Source organism: Komagataeibacter sp. FXV3 (assembly GCF_015155755.1).
Taxonomy (GTDB): domain Bacteria; phylum Pseudomonadota; class Alphaproteobacteria; order Acetobacterales; family Acetobacteraceae; genus Komagataeibacter.
The window spans coordinates 1-19,696 of sequence record NZ_VWPI01000126.1; the positions used below are offsets into that span (position 1 = coordinate 1).

Annotated in this window: 15 protein-coding genes and 1 tRNA gene; 13 read left to right on the plus strand and 3 right to left on the minus strand. The window is 58.8% G+C overall.

The genetic code is table 11. The features are described 5' to 3' along the window. The 8 genes from F1542_RS11505 to F1542_RS11540 all read left to right on the plus strand — a co-directional run. The coding region (locus F1542_RS11505; RefSeq protein WP_253073262.1) for a DNA translocase FtsK at positions 1 to 1,542 on the plus strand (1,542 nt) is incomplete at its 5' end. Next, positions 1,539 to 2,297: an RluA family pseudouridine synthase gene (locus F1542_RS11510; RefSeq protein WP_193733166.1), complete on the plus strand. Its 759-nt coding sequence runs from the start codon at positions 1,539 to 1,541 to the stop codon at positions 2,295 to 2,297. The genes F1542_RS11505 and F1542_RS11510, both read left to right, overlap by 4 nt. Next, on the plus strand, positions 2,279 to 4,387 hold the full coding sequence (locus F1542_RS11515; RefSeq protein WP_193733167.1) for a hypothetical protein: 2,109 nt from the start codon (positions 2,279 to 2,281) through the stop codon (positions 4,385 to 4,387). The genes F1542_RS11510 and F1542_RS11515 overlap by 19 nt, the downstream gene beginning before the upstream one ends. 25 nt (positions 4,388 to 4,412) lie before the next feature. Next, complete coding sequence (locus tag F1542_RS11520) at positions 4,413 to 5,189, plus strand: histidine phosphatase family protein (RefSeq protein WP_227672689.1); 777 nt, start codon at positions 4,413 to 4,415, stop codon at positions 5,187 to 5,189. Between the two features lie 585 nt (positions 5,190 to 5,774). Then, on the plus strand, positions 5,775 to 6,248 hold the full coding sequence (locus F1542_RS11525; RefSeq protein ID WP_193733169.1) for a nucleoside deaminase: 474 nt from the start codon (positions 5,775 to 5,777) through the stop codon (positions 6,246 to 6,248). Positions 6,249 to 6,368: 120 nt separating this feature from the next. Beyond that, complete coding sequence (locus F1542_RS11530; protein ID WP_193733170.1) at positions 6,369 to 7,940, plus strand: Do family serine endopeptidase; 1,572 nt, start codon at positions 6,369 to 6,371, stop codon at positions 7,938 to 7,940. A 185-nt stretch (positions 7,941 to 8,125) separates the two neighbouring features. Beyond that, positions 8,126 to 9,040, plus strand: coding sequence for a bifunctional methylenetetrahydrofolate dehydrogenase/methenyltetrahydrofolate cyclohydrolase FolD (gene folD, locus F1542_RS11535; RefSeq protein ID WP_193733171.1), 915 nt, complete (start codon positions 8,126 to 8,128; stop codon positions 9,038 to 9,040). Between the two features lie 29 nt (positions 9,041 to 9,069). Next, positions 9,070 to 9,804: a methylenetetrahydrofolate reductase gene (locus F1542_RS11540; protein ID WP_193733172.1), complete on the plus strand. Its 735-nt coding sequence runs from the start codon at positions 9,070 to 9,072 to the stop codon at positions 9,802 to 9,804. Between the two features lie 183 nt (positions 9,805 to 9,987). Here the strand turns inward: F1542_RS11540 and F1542_RS11545 are convergent, their stop codons facing one another. After that, complete coding sequence (locus F1542_RS11545) at positions 9,988 to 10,563, minus strand: NUDIX hydrolase (RefSeq protein WP_193733173.1); 576 nt, start codon at positions 10,561 to 10,563, stop codon at positions 9,988 to 9,990. A 198-nt stretch (positions 10,564 to 10,761) separates the two neighbouring features. On the opposite strand from F1542_RS11545, the gene F1542_RS11550 reads away from it, so the two are divergent. The 5 genes from F1542_RS11550 to F1542_RS11570 all read left to right on the plus strand — a co-directional run bounded on the left by F1542_RS11550 (position 10,762) and on the right by F1542_RS11570 (position 14,953). Continuing rightward, a complete protein-coding gene (locus F1542_RS11550) occupies positions 10,762 to 11,964 on the plus strand; it encodes an MFS transporter (protein ID WP_193733174.1) in 1,203 nt (400 codons plus the stop codon). Positions 11,965 to 12,009: 45 nt separating this feature from the next. Further along, entirely contained in the window at positions 12,010 to 12,594 is a 585-nt protein-coding gene (locus F1542_RS11555; RefSeq protein ID WP_193733175.1) for a TIGR00730 family Rossman fold protein, read from the plus strand. A 55-nt stretch (positions 12,595 to 12,649) separates the two neighbouring features. Then, positions 12,650 to 12,726 (plus strand) — tRNA-Pro (locus tag F1542_RS11560). Positions 12,727 to 12,903: 177 nt separating this feature from the next. Beyond that, on the plus strand, positions 12,904 to 13,698 hold the full coding sequence (locus tag F1542_RS11565; RefSeq protein WP_193733176.1) for a polyprenol monophosphomannose synthase: 795 nt from the start codon (positions 12,904 to 12,906) through the stop codon (positions 13,696 to 13,698). A 148-nt stretch (positions 13,699 to 13,846) separates the two neighbouring features. After that, positions 13,847 to 14,953, plus strand: coding sequence for a hypothetical protein (locus F1542_RS11570; protein ID WP_193733177.1), 1,107 nt, complete (start codon positions 13,847 to 13,849; stop codon positions 14,951 to 14,953). A 959-nt stretch (positions 14,954 to 15,912) separates the two neighbouring features. On the opposite strand, the gene F1542_RS11575 is transcribed toward F1542_RS11570, so the two are convergent. Together F1542_RS11575 and treF are read right to left on the minus strand one after the other, a co-directional pair. Next, positions 15,913 to 16,749, minus strand: a complete 837-nt coding sequence (locus F1542_RS11575) for a phosphatase PAP2 family protein (RefSeq protein ID WP_227672691.1) — start codon at positions 16,747 to 16,749, stop codon at positions 15,913 to 15,915. A 331-nt stretch (positions 16,750 to 17,080) separates the two neighbouring features. Next, on the minus strand, positions 17,081 to 19,372 hold the full coding sequence (gene treF / locus F1542_RS11580) for an alpha,alpha-trehalase TreF (protein WP_408886255.1): 2,292 nt from the start codon (positions 19,370 to 19,372) through the stop codon (positions 17,081 to 17,083). Between the last annotated feature and the right edge of the window lie 324 nt (positions 19,373 to 19,696).

Here is a 19,696-nt window from a genome sequence, read left to right on the forward strand (position 1 = left end):
GAAGATACCTATACGCCCCCGCCACAGCCGGAATGGCAGTTCCCGCCGCTGTCGCTGCTCAAGCCCCCGCCATCGAACGAGGCCACCAAGCCGACCGAGGAACTGCTGCACGCCAATGCCACGCAGCTTGTCACCGTGCTGTCGGAATACGGGGTACAGGGTGAAATTGTCGCCTATCATGCTGGCCCGGTCGTAACCCTGTATGAACTGCAGCCCGCTCCCGGCATCCGGGCCGCCCGTGTGATCGGCCTGGCCGATGACGTGGCGCGCTCCCTGTCGGTACTCAGCGTACGTATCGCCACCGTGCCGGGCCGCAATGTGATCGGGATCGAGGTGCCCAATACACGGCGTGAGACGGTCTATTTCTCCGAACTGCTCATGGATCCGCAATGGGCGCATTCGCGTGCGCGCCTCAACCTTGCGCTGGGCAAGGATATCGCGGGCGAGTCGGTTTACAGTGACCTCGCCGCCATGCCGCACCTGCTGATCGCGGGCACCACCGGGTCGGGCAAGTCGGTGGGCGTGAATTCCATGATCCTGTCACTGCTCTATCGCCTTTCGCCCGAGCAGTGCCGCTTGATCCTGATTGACCCCAAGATCCTTGAACTCTCGATCTATGAGGGCATTCCCCACCTCATGACACCCGTGGTGACGGAACCGGCCAAGGCGGTCGCGGCACTCAAATGGGCCGTGCGGGAAATGGATCGCCGTTATCGTGGGATGGCGCACCTGCAGGTGCGTAACATCGCAAGCTATAACGAACGTGTGGCCGAAGCGCGTGCGCGCGGGGAAATCGTGACCCGGCGCGTACAGACCGGCTACGATCCGGAAACCGGCAAGCCCACGTTCGAGGAACAGCAGCTTGCCCTCGATTCCCTGCCATATCTCGTCATCGTGGTGGACGAGATGGCCGATCTCATGATCGTGGCGGGCAAGGAAATCGAAGCCCTGCTGCAGCGCCTGGCGCAGAAGGCGCGCGCGGCGGGCATTCACCTGATCCTTGCCACCCAGCGCCCGTCGGTAGATGTGATTACCGGTACCATCAAGGCGAACTTTCCTACCCGTATCTCCTTTCAGGTCATAAGCAAGTTCGACAGCCGCACCATCCTGGGTGAGCAGGGGGCCGAACAGTTGCTGGGACGCGGGGATATGCTGTTCATGCAGGCAGGCGGACGGATCACACGTGTCCATGGCCCGTTCGTGGATGATGGTGAGGTCGAGGCCGTCGTCGCCTTCCTGCGCGCGCAGGGGGAACCGATCTATGATGATGACGTCATTTCCCCGCAGGAAGAAGACAGTTCCGGCAAACCCTTCGCAGCCCCCGCCGGCGGGGCGGAGGAAGACGGCCTGTTCGCGCAGGCGGTCGAAGTCGTGGCGCGCGAAGGCAAGGCATCAACGTCCTTCATCCAGCGCCATCTGTCGATCGGCTACAACCGTGCGGCCAAGATCATCGAGCAGATGGAAAAGGAAGGCTTGGTCAGCGAGGCCAACCATGTCGGCCGCCGTGAAGTCCTGATGCGCCGCAATACGGAAGACGAATGAAACCCCACGCCATGCAGCGCGGGGCAGGGCAGGTGCCTGCCACCCTGCCATTCACGGTCCTGTACCGCGATAACCGGTTTGTGGTGCTGGACAAGCCGCCAGGCCTGCCGGTTCATCCCGGTCGCGCTGGTGGCGCCAGTGTCGAGGACTGGTTTCCCGTCCTGTCGCGCCACCGTAACGGCCCGTGGCTTGCGCATCGGCTGGATCAGGATACGTCGGGCTGCCTGGTGGTCGCGCTGCGCAAGCAGGCGCTGGTTGCGGTGCAGGCATGTTTTGCGGCGGGACGGGCGCGCAAGACCTACTGGGCCATTGTGCAGGGTGCGCCCGCAGCATTGCAGGGCGTGATCGATACACCGCTTGCGCGGGTGGAGCAGGGCAGGCAGTGGCGGATGCAGCCGGTAAAAACCGGTGGTCAGCCCGCCCGGACGCGCTGGCACGTACGGGCAATGGGGCATGATGGCGCGGGCCAGCCCATAAGCTGGCTGGAACTGGTTCTGGAAACCGGACGGACCCATCAGGCCCGTGCGCATTGCGCTGCGATCGGGTGTCCCATACGGGGCGACACGCGCTATGGCGCACGCGACGCGGGGGCGCTACACCTTATGAGCCGGAGCATCCATCTGCCACTGGATGTGCCCGTGCACGCCACGGCCATGCCACCGGAGCATATGCGCCGTATCATGGATCAGGCTGGCTGGACCGTGCCACCTGACAGCGTGGAAAAGGAAGTGACACGGTGTTCGCCCACACATTGACGCAGGAACTGCTGCGCGTTCTGGAACGACCGGACCTGCGGGTGATTGCGGGCGAACGGCAGATCATGCTGGATCCCACGCTGGACCTGCCGTTTCATGTCCAGCCCGGCGGGGCCATCGTGCTGGGACTGCCTGCGCAGGGGCAGCAGGAAAAAACGGCCTTTTTCCTGCGTCACGCGCTGGAACTGGCCCCGCTACTGGAAATCGCGCCGCACAGGGCCCTGTGTGCTGCCTTTTGTGCCGCGCGTACGGCAGCCCTGTTCTGGTATCTTGATACCGGCCGGTCGGATGCGGAAGCACCGGCGGCATGGGTACCGCAGATGGCGGCGGCACAGGTGCCTTCCACCACGATCCTGCAACAGATATGGTTCGTCCTCGCACCCTTGCAGCCCACTCTGTCATTGCCGGACAGACCGCGTGCCTTTGGTGCGTTGCATGACGCCCTGTGTGCCCTGTGGCCCATCCTTGGCCCGACCGAAAACCTGATGGCCACGGGCGGCGACGCCCGCCTGGCCGTGGACCCTGCCACGGGACTGAACCATTACGGCTGTTCGCACCGGCCCCGGCCATGGGCCATCACCTTTGCGTCCTCCACGGCATCATCGCTGTCCGAACGGGGTTTCGCGGGGGCTGAAACGGCGCGTCTGTCCCTGCTGGCCGGTGCATTGCACGGGCGGGGCGAGGATGCGGCGCGAACGCTGGATGGCGATATACAGGCCCGCATTGCCGCGCATTTCGGCCTTGAAGCGGATGAAGGGGTTGTTCTGGCCCCATCGGGCACGGATTGCGAACTGTATGCGCTGGCGCTGGCTGCGCTGGCACCCGGTGGTCGGCCCATCAGCAATATCCTGCTTGCGCCGGAGGAAACCGGCAGCGGCGTGCCTCTGGCCGCCATGGGGTGTCATTTCGCCAATGATACCGCCCTTGGCCATCATGTGACACGCGGGGCGCCCATCGCCGGTTTTCCCACCGATACGCTGGTGGTGAATGTGCCGATGCGTGATGCGGAGGGCCATGTGCGCCCGGCGGCGGATGTCGATGCCGAGACGTGTCGCCTGACCCATGAAATGCGCGCGGCGGATCGGCATGTGCTGCTGCACCGGCTGGATCTGTCCAAGACCGGGCTGCTGGCGCCGGGGCTGGCCGCGCTGGAACAGGCCTGCGCGCCGGTGGGCAGGTCAGAAGATTGTCCCGACGTGGTGGTGGATGCCTGTCAGGCCCGGCTGGACCCGCTGCGGGTGCGGGATTATCTGGATCGGGGCTGGATGGTCATGGTCACCGGATCCAAATTCTTTACCGGCCCGCCTTTCTGCGGAGCGTTGCTGCTGCCCGCAGGGGTACGGTGCAGGCTGGATGGTCCACATCCCGTGCCCGTGGGACTGGAGGACTACAGCTATCGCCATGCATGGCCGCAGGGCAGGGCGGTGGCCGGGCTGCCTGCGGGACATAATATCGGCCTGATCCTGCGCTGGTGCGCGGCACTGGCGGAAATGGACGCGATCAGCCGCATTCCCCGCGCGGTGATCCATGACCGGCTGCATGGTTTCCTGTCTGCCGTCACCGGCCGCATCATGTCGGATTCCGCGCTGGAAATCCTGCCCCCGGTGCGTCCCGACCGTGCGGCCATGCACAATGCGTGGGATACGCTGCCGACCATCATCTGTTTTTTCGTGCGGGCGCCGGGTAGTGATGTGGAGACCTTCCACCCGCTGGCCCTGCCGGATGCGCGGCGGCTGTATGCGTGGCTCAATACCGACCTGTCTGGCCTGATCCCGCCTGATGATCCCGATGCGGCCCTTGCCAGCGTCCTGTGCCATGTAGGCCAGCCCGTGCCGCTGGCGCATCCCGGCCGGCCCGGTGTGATCGTGGGGGCATTGCGTATTTCCGCAGGCGCCCGGCTGGTTGCGGGGGAGCCATCACATGAAGGCATGGACCCGACCGAGCGCCTGCGGCGCGAAGTGCGTAATGTCGGGCGGATTCTGGACAAGATCAGCCTGATCCTGCGGCACTGGTCGCAGCTTAGCACGGCGGCACCGGTACAGACCTACCTGCCGCGTGGCTGGCAGGCGCGGGCCATTCTGCCTGCATGAATTTCATGACCTACCCGTTCAATGGATGTCCAGCGTGAGCATACAGACCAACCACGGCAATTTTCTTGATACCCCCCAGTTACAGAAAGGGGTGACCCGATTCTGGCTGATCCGTCATGCACTGGTGGAACAGAATGCCCGCATGCGGCTGTATGGCGCGATGGATGTGCCCCTGTGCCCGGACAGCCTCGTGGCCCAGCGCTGGATGTATGAAGCCCTGGCGCGTCGCCTGCCGCATCCGGCGCTATGGTTCACATCCCCCCTGTCACGCACACAGCAGACGGCGCGTGCCATCCAGCAGGCCGGCTATGGCCCCCATGAATGGCAGGTGGAACCCGACCTGACCGAACAGTCCATGGGCGAATGGCACGGCATTACGCATGATACCCTGCCAGAAAGGCTGAGCCTGCCCGCGCATCCTTTCTGGTCCGTCAGCGCGACCGAACTGCCGCCGGATGGCGAAAGCATGGTGCAGGTCTGTGCCCGTGTGGGTGCGTGCCTTGACCGTCTGGCAGCCGAACATGCGGGGCAGGACATGGTGGTGGTCAGTCACGGGGGCGCCATTCGCGCGGCACTGGCCCATGCATTGCGCATCCATGCGGAAACGGCGTTGCATTTTTCCATCCAGAACCTGGCGCTGAGCGTGATTGAACGCCTGCCAGAGGGGTGGCGTATCGTGACCGTCAATGAATTGCCCATGCCTGTACCCGCCCCGTCCGACAGGGCGGGCGAGACCCCGGAATGGGCCAGACAGGACGCGGAACAGCCTGCCATGGTGGCGCCTGATTTCAGAAACTGCTGAAATCGTGGTGTGTAAAGGCAATATGGTGACAGCCTTTACACGGCGTTACCTGTCGATCGGCCATAAGGCATCAAAACCATAAAGAAGTTTTTGGTGAAGCTTTTTTCAAAAATCTTCAGGCAACGTCACCTTTCTTCAGAAAGGTGACGCCCGGAAAAACTTTGTTATTTTCCATGCCACAATCCATGTCTGACCGGATTCCAGCGTGGAAAAGCGGGTTGTCAGTGTGGATCTGACCGTAGCATGCAGGTCAGGACACAGGTCTCGTTGGCCTGCGGTGCGCGGCGCAGGTCGTCTGACGCGGCCATCCCCGCCACAATGGCGGCAGTGGCAAGAACAAGCGTGAGCGTATGCATCACCTTACTCCCAGTGCGGTCATCCATACCCCGGATGGGTATATGATCCGGGACGGGATTGGCCTGTTGCGATCTGCCATGGTGTCAGTGGGGTTTCTTTGCCAACTGTCACCTGTGTGAAACGATACTGTCAGGCTGTAGTTGTGCCAATCCATAAAAAAATGGCTGGTCATGGACAATTGTACGGCGTGGCCGGTGGTCTTGCGGGTAAAGGGGGGCTTGCTATCGTATGCGTATGACACGTTCACGTCCCGTGCCGGCGCATTTCATGGATATCGCGATGGAGGAAGCCCGTGCGGCCGCCGACCGTGGCGAGGTCCCGGTGGGGGCCGCGCTGTCCGGCCCGGACGGGATGCTGCTGGCGCGCGCGGGCAACCGGGTGGAGGAATGGGGCGATCCGTCCGCCCATGCGGAAATGCAGGTCATGCGCATGGCAAGCGTGCAGCGTGGCGGGCAGCGCCTTGCGGACTGCACGCTGTATGTCACGCTGGAACCCTGCCCGATGTGCGCGGCCGCGGCCACGCATTTCCGGATGGGGAAGATCGTGTTCGGGGCCTATGACCCCAAGGGCGGCGGTGTTGAACATGGCCCGCGCCTGTTCGCGCAGCCGCGCTGCCTGCATCGCCCCGAAACCGTGGGCGGTGTGCGCGAACGTGAGGCGGGGCGGCTGCTACGGAATTTTTTCCAGCGCCTGCGTGCCTAACCTATTTGTCATGCAACGGTATAACACGGGTCGGCTGTCTTGCGGCACAATGCAGGCAATGGGACTGTAAGCCCCGGCGGTCGGTCCCGTCCGTCGTTTCGAGATTTCAGCAGGACAACCATGTTCAGGGATGCCATGTCAGACGTATCGCGGTCGAACACCCTTTCCCCCCGTCGGCGCCAGAGCCGGCTGCTGGCGACACTTGTGGCCAGCACCGTCATGGGGGGATGCCTGCTCTCGGCTCCCCTTGCGCGGGCGGAAGACAGCGGGGTGATCCACCCTGACACCCAGATCCAGCAGCTGCCGAATTTCGTCAACCTCGTCAAACAGGTCAAACCGGCCGTTGTATCCATCACGGCGCGGATCAAGGACGCGGATATGGGCGAGGACGGCGGGCAGGGCGGCATGCCCGGCGGCTTCCCGTTTCCCTTTCCCTTCCAGATGATGCCGCAGCAGGCCCATCATACCGTGGAGGCCCGTGGCTCGGGCTTTGTCATCTCACCCGACGGGTATGTCGTGACCAACAACCACGTGGTGAAGGGTGCGACCAAGGTTACCGTGACGCTGGATGACGGCACGGCGCTGCCCGCCAAGATCGTGGGGCGTGATTCCAAGACGGATATAGCCCTTCTCAAGGTCTCGCCATCGGGCAAGCTGCGTTTCATCGAACTGGGGGATTCGGACAAGGTCGAACCGGGTGAATGGGTCGTTGCCGTGGGTAATCCCTACGGTCTTGGCGGTACGGTCACGGCCGGTATCGTCTCGGCCCGTGGCCGTGACATCGGTGATGGTCCGTATGATTCTTTCATTCAGGTCGATGCCCCGATCAACCGTGGCAACTCCGGTGGTCCACTGTTCACGCAGGATGGCAAGGTGGTGGGTGTGAACACCGCCATCCTTTCACCCTCCGGTGGGTCGATCGGGATCGGGTTCGCCATTCCGTCCGATACCGTGAAGAACATTGTCGACCAGCTTGAAAAGACCGGTCATGTCACCCGTGGTTACCTTGGCGTCACGGCGCAGGCGATCACGCCGTCCATGGCCAGTGCGCTGGGCATGAAGCCGTCGCCTTCCGGCACGCCGGCAACCGGTGCGCTGGTGGCCAGCGTCAGTTCGGGTAGTCCCGCGGAAAAAGCGGGTCTGAAGGCGGGGGATGTTGTCACCGCACTGAATGGCCAGCCCATCGATACGCCGCATACGCTGGCGGTCAAGGTGGCGACCATCGTGCCGGGCACCAAGGCCACGATTGCCTACCTGCGCAACAACAAGCCGCAGACCGCCAGTGTCCTGATTTCCAGCCTGGGCAAGGGGGGCACGGCCGATGGCACGGTGGGTGATACCTCCCATGATGCGGATAAGGGGCCCAAACTGGGTGTGACGCTGGCGCCCCTGACACCGGACCTGCGCCAGCAGCTTGGGCTGGAGGAAAACATACGCGGTGTGGTGGTCAGTGACGTGCAGGCCGGTTCCGCTGCCGAACAGGCCGGGATCCATGCGGGTGACGTCATTCAGTCCGTGGGCGAAGTGCCGGTGGAAAACCCGCGCGCCACGGTTTCCGCCATCCGTCAGGCCCTGCAGGCCAATCATTCCGTCCTGCTGCGGGTTGTGCGTAACGGGCAGAGCGTCTTTGTGGCCGTTAGCCCCAACAGCGATGATTCCGATACGACCAGCACCGACGAAGACGACCAGTAACACCATCCACCATCACGCGATGGCGGCGCGGGCCGGGGCAGTAGTGTCCCGGCCTTTTTCGTGCACCAAAGGCGAAAAAGCCGTTTTTTTTACCGCAGGAGCCAGAAAAACGGCGGGTGATGATTGTCGCGCCATGGTTTCTTGCCTTATCTGCTGGCATCGCCACGTTCGTTTCCGGAGGGATGATGACCGGTCCAGCAGTAGCCGATGCGCAGGAACCCCATGCCGCGCGCCTGATTGACGGCAAGGGCTTCGCGGCCCGCATGACGCAGGATATCGCCGCCGATGTCAGCGCCTTTTATGACCGGCATCACATTACGCCGGGCCTTGCGGTGGTGCTGGTGGGCAATGATCCCGCCAGCGAGGTGTATGTGCGCAACAAGGCGCTGCAGACCCATCGCGCGGGCATGCGGTCGTTCATGCACATGCTGCCCGCCACCACATCGCAGAAGGAACTGCTGGGTCTGATCGAACGGCTGAATGTCGATCCCGAAATCCATGGCATTCTTGTGCAGTTGCCGCTGCCCAACGGGCTGGATCCGGTGGCGGTCACCAATGCGATCATTCCCGAAAAGGACGTGGATGGCCTAGGCGTGGTCAATGCCGGGCGGCTGGCGCTGGGGCTGCCGGGCATCGTGCCCTGCACGCCGCTGGGCTGCCTGCTGCTGCTGCGTCACTACGTGGGCGACATGCGTGGCCAGGACGCGCTGGTGATCGGGGCATCCAACCTGGTCGGTCGTCCCATGGCGGAACTGTTGCTGCGTGAGGGCTGCACCGTGACTGTGGCCCATATTGATACGCGCGATACCGCATCCCTTGCCCGGCAGGCTGATATCGTGGTGGTGGCGACGGGCGTGCGCGAACTGGTGCGTGGCGACTGGATCAAGCCGGGGGCCACGGTGATCGATGTCGGTATTTCCCGTATCACGTTACCCAATGGCAGGACCCGGCTGGTGGGTGATGTGAAGTTTGATGAAGCCGTAAAGCGCGCGGGCCTGATTACGCCCGTGCCCGGTGGTGTCGGTCCCATGACGATTGCCTGCCTGCTGCGCAACACCCTTGATGCGGCCCGGACACTTGTGGAAGGACGGGCACGCTGAATGCCCCCGCCGCAGACAGGAGAAAATACATGACGCTGATTTCCGTTGAACTGATCCCGCGTGACCGGGAAACGCTGCTGCGCGACGCGGGGGATGTCAGCCGGCTGTTTCCTGATGCGCAGATGATCAATATTCCCGATCTGCTGCGCTTTCCCATGCGCAGCTGGGAAGCTGCTGCCCTGATCCGCCCGATCTTTCCCCGTGTGGTTCCCCATATCCGCGCGATTGACATCGCGCCGGATGCACCACTGCCGGGGGCGGATGACCCGGACCTGCATGAGGTACTGGTGGTGAAGGGCGATCCACCATCAGACCTGAAGCATCGCACCTATCCCAATACCAGCGAGAACGTGATCGCCCGGTACCGGCGTGAGGCGCCGCATCTGACGGTCTATGCCGCGTTCGATCCGTACCGCCGTGCGCCGTACAAGGAAATGGAGTCCATCGCGCGCAAGAAGGAAGCCGGTGCGGCGGGGTTCTTCACCCAGCCCATTTTTGACATGCGCATGCTGGACCTGTGCATGAACTGGCTGCATGGGGAAAACGTGTTCTGGGGTATTTCCCCCGTGATTGGCCCCAGGTCACGTTCGTACTGGGAAACGACGAATCACGTCATCTTCCCCCATGATTTCGATCCGACACTGGACGCCAACATCGCTTTTGCACGTCAGATGATGGACACGGTGGCGCAGGCGGGTGGCAATACCTATCTCATGCCGCTGCGCGTCAATCTGGAACGTTACCTGACGCCACTCCGCCGTTGAGGACTGTTTGAAAACAATTTATTGATCAAAAATAATAAAAGTTTCCGGGTGCCGCCTTTTTCCAAAAAGGCGGCGTTCCCTGAAGCTTTTTGAAAAAAGCTTCACCAAAAAACGTCTTTTGATTTTAAGGCGCTGTCATGATCTGACTTTTCAAACAGTCTTTCAGTCGGTGTGTCAGCAGCCCTAGATCCAGCCATGCGCCCGGATCAGGCCGAATGCCGCGATCGTGACCATGCAGGTGATGCGCCCGTCCACGATCATGGCTTCCATTTCCTTCAGCGTGACGGTGTGGGTAGTGATGTCCTCCTCCGTTTCCTCACGCTGGTGCTGGCCCTGTTGCAGGCCGGTGGCAAGAAAGGCCCGGCCTTTCTGGGTGGTGTAGCCCGCCCCCTGGTGCATCAGGCCCGCATCGCGCATCTGTCCGGCGATCAGGCCGGTTTCCTCACGCAGTTCGCCCCGCGCCACCTCTTCGGGTGTGGCATCGGGACGATGTTCCCACATGCCCATGGGCAGTTCCCACATCCTTTTGCCAATGGGATAGCGGTACTGGCGGATCAGTGTGACGCGCGGCCCTTCCGGACCGTCCCATAGCGGCAGGATCACGACAAAATCCTCCCGTTCCACCACGCCGTACAGTCCCTGCTTGCCGCCGGGACGGATGATGATGTCCTCACGCACGCGGGTCCATGGATTTTCATAGGCAGTACGGCTGGAAACGGTTGTATAGCCACCGGCATCCGGTTTGGGCGACTGTGTCATGGGGTCCTGAATCCTTCCAGATCACGCTTGCATGCATCCCGCACAGGGCAGTCGTGCGGGAACGAATGGCCATGGGTTGGTTTTTTCAGGTTTTTCCATAAGCCCTATGGTGCTTTTGCTCCACAGTGATTTTGTGGGATGGACGGTATTGCTGGTATCCGCGTTTGATCGGGGCGCTTGTTTTTCATTACGGAGTTTATGCGTATCATGACCGGGCCGCAGGCTGCATCGGGGTCTCCCACACGGCGGATACTGCCCGTCGTGCTGTTCAATCTTCTATGTTACATTGATATTGGCCTGCCGATGGCGGTCATCCCGGTCTTTGTGCATCAGGTTCTGGGCTATAACACGGTATTGGCGGGGCTGGCGGTATCCGTGCAGTACCTTGCCACCTTTGCCTCCCGCGCGGGTGCCGGGCGGCTGGCGGATCGCCGGGGGGCGAAACCCACGGTGGTGGTTGGCCTTGCGGTGTGTACCCTGTCGGGTGCGGCGCTCATGCTGTCGGGACTGCTGCTGCATTTCGCGGCCCTGTCCGTGGTGCTGCTGATTGCAAGCCGCATCCTGCTGGGCATTGGCGAAAGCTGGACGGCCACGGGCGCCATCATGTGGAATATCGGGCGTGTCGGTGCGGCCCGCACGGCGCAGGTCATATCATGGAATGGTGTGACCTCATATGGGGGCATCGCCCTTGGGGCGCCCATCGGGCAGATCCTGTCGGGACTGCCGCTGCCATATGGGGGCCTTACGGTTGTGGGACTGCTGTCAGCGGGGCTGACCCTGTTCGGTTTCGTGCTGGCGCGGCAATATGCCCCCGTGCCGCCCGTGCCCAGCAAGGCGCCGCCGATGCCATTCCATGCCGTTTTCAGGCGTGTGCTGCCGCATGGAATGGTGCTGGCCTGCGGGTCTGTCGGATTCGGGACGATTTCGGCCTGTCTTGCGCTATTCTACGCCCATAATAACTGGAGCGGGGCGGCAACCGCGCTGACCGGATTCGGCCTGACATTCGTGATGATGCGGTTCCTGTTCGCCCGGCAGATCGACCGGCGCGGCGGTCTGGTTGTCACGTTCGTGTCGCTGCTGGTGGAAACGCTGGGGCTGTGCGTATTGTGGCAGTGTTCTTCGGTTACGGGTGCCGCGCTGGGTGCCGCGTTGACGGGGGCAGGCTTCTCGCTTGTGTTTCCGGCCATGGGCGTGCTGGCGGTGGCGCGTGTGGGACCGGAAAACCGGGGGGCGGCACTTGGGGCCTTTTCCGTGTTCCTTGATATCGCTGTGGGCCTGTCCGGTCCCCTGCTGGGGCTGGTGATCCAGACAATGGGATATGGAGCGCTGTTTCTGGTATCCGCCCTGTTCACGCTGGCGGGTGTGGGTGTAACCATTATGTTGAAATTCCTGCCGCGCTGAGTGGCGTGGCGGGCCGATAGTCCTGTGGGGAGCTGAGCTGGATAGATGCAGATTTCATCTGTTGCCGTTTTTTGTGGATCACGTTTCGGTTCCCGGCCGGAATACGCGGCGCAGTCGCGCGCGCTGGGTACGGCGCTGGGGCAGGCCGGGATCAGGCTGGTCTATGGCGGGGGACATGTAGGCCTGATGGGCACCGTGGCGGATGCCGTTCTGGCCACGGGCGGGGCTGTGACGGGAATCATTCCCGCCTTCCTGCATTCGCGTGAGATCATGCATGAAGGTGTGACCGACCTGACCGTGACCGACAGCATGCATGACCGCAAGGCGCGCATGTTCGCGCAGTCCGATGCCTTTGTGGTGATGCCCGGTGGCCTTGGCACCTTTGACGAGACGATCGAGATCATGACATGGCGACAGCTGCGCCAGCATGACAAGCCGATCTATATCGTCAACGTGGCGGGCTGGGCCGATCCGCTGCTGGCCATGGTGGATGCCTGTATCACGGATGGGTTTGCCTCTCCCTCCGCGCGGAACCTGTTTGCGGTGGTGCCTGATGTCGCAACCCTTATGACAGCGCTGGCGGCCCTGCCGGTGCAGGCGGATGCACGCGACAGGGTCAGTACGCTGTAATTCTTTCATCTATCCCCTTGCCTTAAATGCAGCAGCCCTGTATAGCGGCCTGCAACGGAGTGTAGCTCAGCCTGGTAGAGCACTGTGTTCGGGACGCAGGGGCCGGAGGTTCGAATCCTCTCACTCCGACCAGATTCGCAGGCCGGTTGCCGTTTGGTAACTGGCCTGTTTTCGTTTCAGGCGGCATATCCGCTTATATTGCAGCCGTAGAGGAAATCCTTTACGCATGATCCCTTGGAATGAGGGACTGCCTGCGGCACGTCCTGCCGCATCGCCATTCATGTAAAGCCCTAGGAATTTTTACCGACCATGCAAGCTTCTTCAGTCCCCTCGCAGTCTGAGTCGCATGAAAAAGGTATATCCCGACCGGGGCCGGTCCTGAGTATTATCATCCCGTGCTATAATGAACGTGGAAATGTCGCCTCCCTGTTTCACGCGGTGGATCAGGCTCTGGTACATCTCGATTGGGAACTGATCTTCGTTGACGATGCCTCTCCCGACGGCACCATAGATGAAGTCTGGCGACTGGCGCAGGCAGACAGCCGGGTGCGTGGCATTCTGCGGATGGGACGTCGTGGCCTGTCTTCTGCCGTGATCGAGGGAATTCTGTCATCATCGGCGCCGGTCGTGGCGGTGATGGATGGCGACATGCAGCATGACGAACGGCTGCTGGGCCAGATGTTCGATGCCATCCGGAACCAGGGTTACGATGTGGCGATCGGCAGTCGGCATGTGGAAGGTGGCGACAATAGTGGCCTGGCCAACTGGTGGCGGCTGTTCCTGTCCAATGCAGGTATCCGGATCGCGCAGCTATGCCTGCCCGTGAAGGTCAGCGACCCGATGAGTGGCTTTTTCGCTGTGCGGCGTGATCTGTTTGTCAGATCGGTATGCGACCTGTCGGGTACGGGATTCAAGATCCTTCTTGACCTGCTGATGGTACAGAAAACCGCTCCGCGCGTGATTGAACTGCCATTTGTTTTCCGGTCACGTCATGAAGGGGAAAGCAAGATGGGCCGCAAGGTGCTGATCCAGTTTGGGCAGATGATTGCGCACCATATGTTCCGAACAAAGAAACGTAAATTACCTTCTGTTTCTGCGTCCTGATATTAATTATCCGTCTCGGAAATGTCGGGACACGTGCCGCTAGAAAAATGTTCAGGTTACCTTCACTGTCTATTGAAAACAGTTTGGTAAGCTGATGTTTATATTTCCTGCACCTGCTTGATATGCTTGCTTGGTTAGTGAGAATCTAGTGAAAAACAAGATTTTTCCATACATCCTGCTTGTCCATGTGGTGGTGCTGGGAATTATAGCGTTATTGGACTTGCCATATGGGGGCATAGGGACAGCATCCTGTCAGTGGGATTGTGCCAACGCATATGGGCGGATTATTCAGCAAGGATATGATCGGGCGCCAACGCTTGCGCCTTATTGGTTAGGGCAGGCCAATTGGGCATTTTTCCCGGCTTTCCCATTGGCAATGAAGGGCATTATATATCTGACGGGGTTATCAATGCCCAATGCAGGTATAGTACTTAACGCTCTTCTTCTGCCATTTTTGGCGTATCTATGTTACCTATATCAAAATAAAAAATATGGACCTGTTGATTTCCGAATTTATATTCTCTTTTTTTTGACTTTCCCCCCGACTTTATGGCTAAGAATACAATATACCGAATGTATGTTCGGGCTTTTTCTTATGGGAATGGCTTGGTCATTACTAAATAATCGCCTGTACATGGCCAGCCTATGGGCATTTTTACTGTGTCTTAGCCGCCCTACAGGTATTTTTTGTGTCATAGTTTTTTCTGCATTTTATTTTTTCAATGAATGGCGACAGGCAGACAAGGCCAGGTTGCCCGATAGACAACTGGACAAATTGGTTCCGTCTATTGTGAATACGCTACTGCTCTTGACGGCGGGTGGAGCTGGTCTCTCACTATTTATGATTTATCTTTATTATTTGACTGGTGATAGCTTGGCTTTTTCCCATATCCAGATTGGATGGAACCGGAGGTTTCATATTCCTGGATATTGGATGCTCTATCAGATTCAAAATAGAAGCCATATAAATTCGGTTATATCCGCAATTCTGGATATGTTCGTTATATATAAGGGCTTCCAGAAAAAGCTGTATGTTGAGGCAACGACGTTATTCGTTATATTTATGTTTGCCTTTTCTTCCAGTCTTATGTCGATTCATAGAATAATTATGGCGAATCCATTCTTTTTTATGATTGTCTATGCATGTCTCATGGATATGAACAAGATGGCGCGTAATATTTCCATAGGATTATTTTTTGTCATATTGATGGGGATTACAGTTTTTTGGTCATATGGGACAAATATATTGTATTAAGATTGAGGGGCATAAAATGTTCGAAAAGCATAAATCATATATTATGATAAGACAGTACATGCCCAAGTTTTTTGTTATTATTTTATTGAGCATAGTAAACCTATTTGCGATTACATTATGCTTTCATCCTCACGTTAGTGAAAATTACCGTAATTTTTATATTTTGCACAATATTACATTGGGAGAATATGAAGCGAATGAGATTCGAGGGGCTTATACCAGCCATCAAAATCGATGGAAGTATTAGGATCAGGCCCCATTAATTTATTGAACTGAATAACGATTGGTGACCACAGGTTTGCATGGAGGCAGGCCGGTGAGTGACCTGTTTTTTTCTGTCTGAAAGTCAGATGGCGTGGATTGAGCCGTTTTTCCTCTGGCACATCGGACATTGCGGGTGAATGACCGCCGCGTTCTGAGAGAAATCGTCCATCTGATCCATAATAGGCTTCAATGGAAGATGCGCCGGAAACATATGGTTTCCGTAAAATGCTGTATAATCAATCGCTTCATTCGCTGGAGTTGGCTGAGAATTTTCGACCGGATTTCTGCTGTCTTGACGGAATAGGCAGATCAAGGCGCCTGATGATACGACGCACCTGAAAATTCACCGGATAGCGATCTCATTGCACCATATCGCACACCTGAGAGGGGCAGCCTGAACTCAAAACGCCATGTGGTGCAATGGTCAGGGACACCCTGTCTGCCTTCACCTGGAACTGGGCGAGTCAGTGATTTCTCAAGGCTGCTGTCCTGCTGGACAATCTGATGTCCGATGCGGTCCCGAAAAGCATTGAAGACCAGAATACAATAGCAGCATAATCCGGCAGTCTCGGATCACGCAGGGCATAACGACCTGCATTTCACCAAATAGGAACCGGGAAGCAAGGCTACATTCCGGCTGATATCTTTATAAAAAACGCCATCATACCCAAACCAGACTGTAAAAAAGACTGATCCTAACTTTTATGGTGCAGGTGAATATGTATTGACGATTTCAGGCGTGAGACTTCTTCCCTGTATTCGGCAAACATGTTGGATATGCACAGGCATATATAAAACGCACCGCCATAAAACAGAGCTGGCTTTCGGGCTTCAAGGGAGATAAGCCAATCCAGCAGTTTGGTTTTGTTCAACGGCGTTGAAAAAATAACGCATGTTATGCCTAGTGCTGTTCCGGCAGCAATGTCTGTGAAGAAATGATAGCCAAAAAATATACGAACGGTATTTATCATAAATATAAATACGAAGGATAACATGCCCAGGAACGGGTCAGCACGATAGAGCGTATAGGAAATTCCGCCCAATAGAGCTGCATGATCGCTGGGGAAGGAGGCCCAGTGGTTAAATACTTGTGGGTCTACCCCATAAGGTGTCCCCAAATGCAGGGCCGGATCATGAAGCGGCCTGAGATGAGAGGGCATGGTTAACTGAATAATGCGACTTAGCACGCCGGACAGGAAAGATGTAATGGTTCCGGTTATAATAGATTTTCTATAATTACAGTTTTTATTCTTGAACCATACAAAGAATATGGCAGACATCAATATGCCGACTGTCATACTATCATATGTCATGGACATAAGGAGTGCGTTTATAAATTTACTTTTAGTCGCAAGATGGTTTAAAAAAATCGTTATACTATAATCTATATAACGCATGTTAAATGAAGACAGGATGGCACACGAAAAAAATGCCATCAGGCAGACCATGGATAATGTATTTTTATTATATTCTGAATTATATTCAGGAAATCGTTTTTTAAATACCCGTTGTAATATTGGCGTCATTTTCATCTCCCGATCGAACGCTACTATGCGCGCAGGGTGACCATGTCAATCATGCTTTTTGAAACAAAATGTATCTTTATTTTCTTAATATAAGATGAATTACCATGTCGACGGCAATCAATAAATATAATTACATTTTTATTTATTTACAAAAATAAGATAATTTAAATCAAATACAAATTAATCAACATCATCGTACAGCACTATTAATTGTTTTTATATATTTTTTATTTATTCCATGCATTGATTGTTACCTGCGACCCAGACCGCCTGACCTTGTGTAGTGCAGGGAATGTGAAGTCGGGAGCCGCGCTGACATGGCGGCTCCCTGAATATCCTAATGGGAAGCGGGCGGGTTTTCGCCAGTCGCCGGGTTGTCGGTAGGCGCGGTAGTTTTTTCCGTCGGACTGGACTGTGCGGGTTGGGTTGCGACAGGTGCATCCTTCGATACCGGGGGCATTGTGCTACCCTGCGTCTTATCAACAGTTTGCGTACCATCTGTCGCAGGTGGTGCTGGTGTTTCGGCCGGTTTCGATTCAACCGGAGATGAAGCTGCCGGCGTTTCAGTGGTGGCGGCATGATCCACTGTGGATGGTTGCGTAACCGGTGCTGCAGGTTGCGCCTGCTGCCCTTCCGGCGTTGGCGTGTCCGTATGCTGGTCCGTGCTGGTCGGCGCGGCGGAAGATGCGGGGGGTGCATCGGCCGGCGTATTCGTCGCGGTCTGTGGCGTAGGCGCAGCGGGCGGGATCTGCGTGGCCGATGACGGCGCGCTAGCCCCCACGGTCGACATCTGCGGCAGGGCCGGGGTCGGGGCCAGGGTTACGGTAGGCTGGCTGTAACGGCTCAGCGCGTCCGTGTCGCTCTGCACGCCATAAGCATTCATCGGTGGCAGGGGTTGTGGTGATGGCTGATCCGCCGCCGGGTTGCGGTCAAGCACGACACGGGTGTTCTGCGGGTAGCGGTTCATAAGCCCCAGCAGCGTGCCATTGGTCCAGCCAAACCCGATCTGCATCGGATATTCGCCGCCGCCCTTGCCGCCCTTGGGGCTGATGAACGGATTGACCACGTCATATTTTTCCAGCAGCACGCCGGATTTTTCATACGTGCCGATCACACGGCCCATCCAGCGGGCCGCGATATCACTGGCCAGTGCATCATAACCGTACTGGTTCAGGCCCTTGACCGCCATCCATTGCAGGGGCGCCCACCCGTTGGGTGAATCCCACTGTTGCCCGCTGCCGCTGCGTTCAGTGGCGATCAGGCCGCCAACCTTGAGCAGATTCTTGCGCACGGTTTCCGACACGGCCTTGGCCTGCTCGGGTGTTGCCATCTGCATGAACAGGGGCACGACGGTGGCGCCTGACAGGATGGAGGTCGATTCCCCCTTCTTCCAGTCATAATCAATGAACGCGGCCCGGCGCTCATCCCACAGGATCCGCTGCACCGCGTCGATGCGCTCCTGCGCCAGGCGGTTGTAGCGGGCCGCCGCGTCCTTGTTGCCCTTCAGTTCGTAGGCATGGGCCAGCGTCTGCTCCAGATGCGGGATCATGCAGTTCAGTTCGACCGTCAGCAGGTCGGTGGTATGGATGGTGGACAGGGTATGTCCGTCCGCCAGCCAGCGCGACGAGAAATCCCACCCTGTTTCCGAACCGGCGCGCAGGTCACGATAGACTTCTTCCTTCGGGCGGCCGGAATGGGCGGCGGTGGCGATATCCTGCGGGTAGCTTTCGTCACGCGGGGTGTTCATGTCATCCCAGTGGCGGTTCATGAGCGTACCGTCAGGCAGGCGCACCACATGGCGGTACGCACCGCCGGGCGGGACGGAATCCTGCCCGTCCATCCAGTAATCGTATTCGGCCTGCAGTTCGGGCAGGAAGGTGGTGTAGGCCACCTGGCCATCATGCATGGCCAGCAGGTCCACCATCAGCGAGAAGAACGGCACCTGCGACCGGCTGAGGTAATAGGTGCGGCTGCCATTGGGAATATGGCCGTACCGGTCGATCATGGACGCCATGTCGCGCACCATGTCGCGCATGAGGTCGATCTTCTGGTTTTCGTACAGCCCGATCATCGTGAAGTAGCTGTCCCAGTAATACAGTTCACTGAAACGCCCGCCAGGCACGACATAGGTATAGGGCAGGGGAAGCTGTGATGAATACGCCACCTGCGTGTCGGGCGGCCGGCTGAGGACTTCCCACATGCCGTTGATGTAGTCGCGCACGTTTTCATCAGGGCTGCGCTGGTAGGAAACCGTCTTGCGTTCGGGTAGCGTGAAATGCCGCGCCACGAAATCCTTCAGCGAGAAGTCAGGCCGCAGCTTGGCGACATTGTATTCCGCCATGAGGTCTGCCGGGGCTTCGTCAGGAATGGCGTCGGCGGCGGTCTTGGCGTCGGTATAGATATGGGCCTCGCCAATCGCCTGGAACAGCCCGTCCAGCACGATCGAGGGGGGACGCAGGTCCTGCACCAGTGCGGCCGGCGCGCCCGCATCGGACAGCAGGGCATCGGCGGGCGGTACCGGACTGCTGCCGGTGGAAGCCGGGCCATCCTTGTGCACGGTCTGCACCGGGGACGTACCCGGCGTGGACGGCGTGGTATCGGCGTGGTCCGACCCGCCTGCCGCCGGCATGCCTGCAGGGGCAGGGGCAGAAGCCGCCGGGTTGGGCGTGCTGTTGCCCGCGGGCGGGGCTGTGCCATCGGGCGCGGCGGGCATGCCAGCGGCAGGCGTGGCGGGCGCCGTGTCTGTCGTGCTGGCGGGGGCCTTGCCGTCTCCGCTGGCGGCGGGGGGCGTGGTCCCCGGTGGCATGGCAGCCGTGCCCGCCTGTGCGGGCGGGGACTGTGTCCCGGCATCCGGTGTCGCAGCGTGGGCGGGTGGCAGCATGTTTCCGCTTCCCGACAGGGGTTCAGGCGTTGGTACGGAATAGGTCTGGTCCGTCTGCCCCTCCGTCTGGGT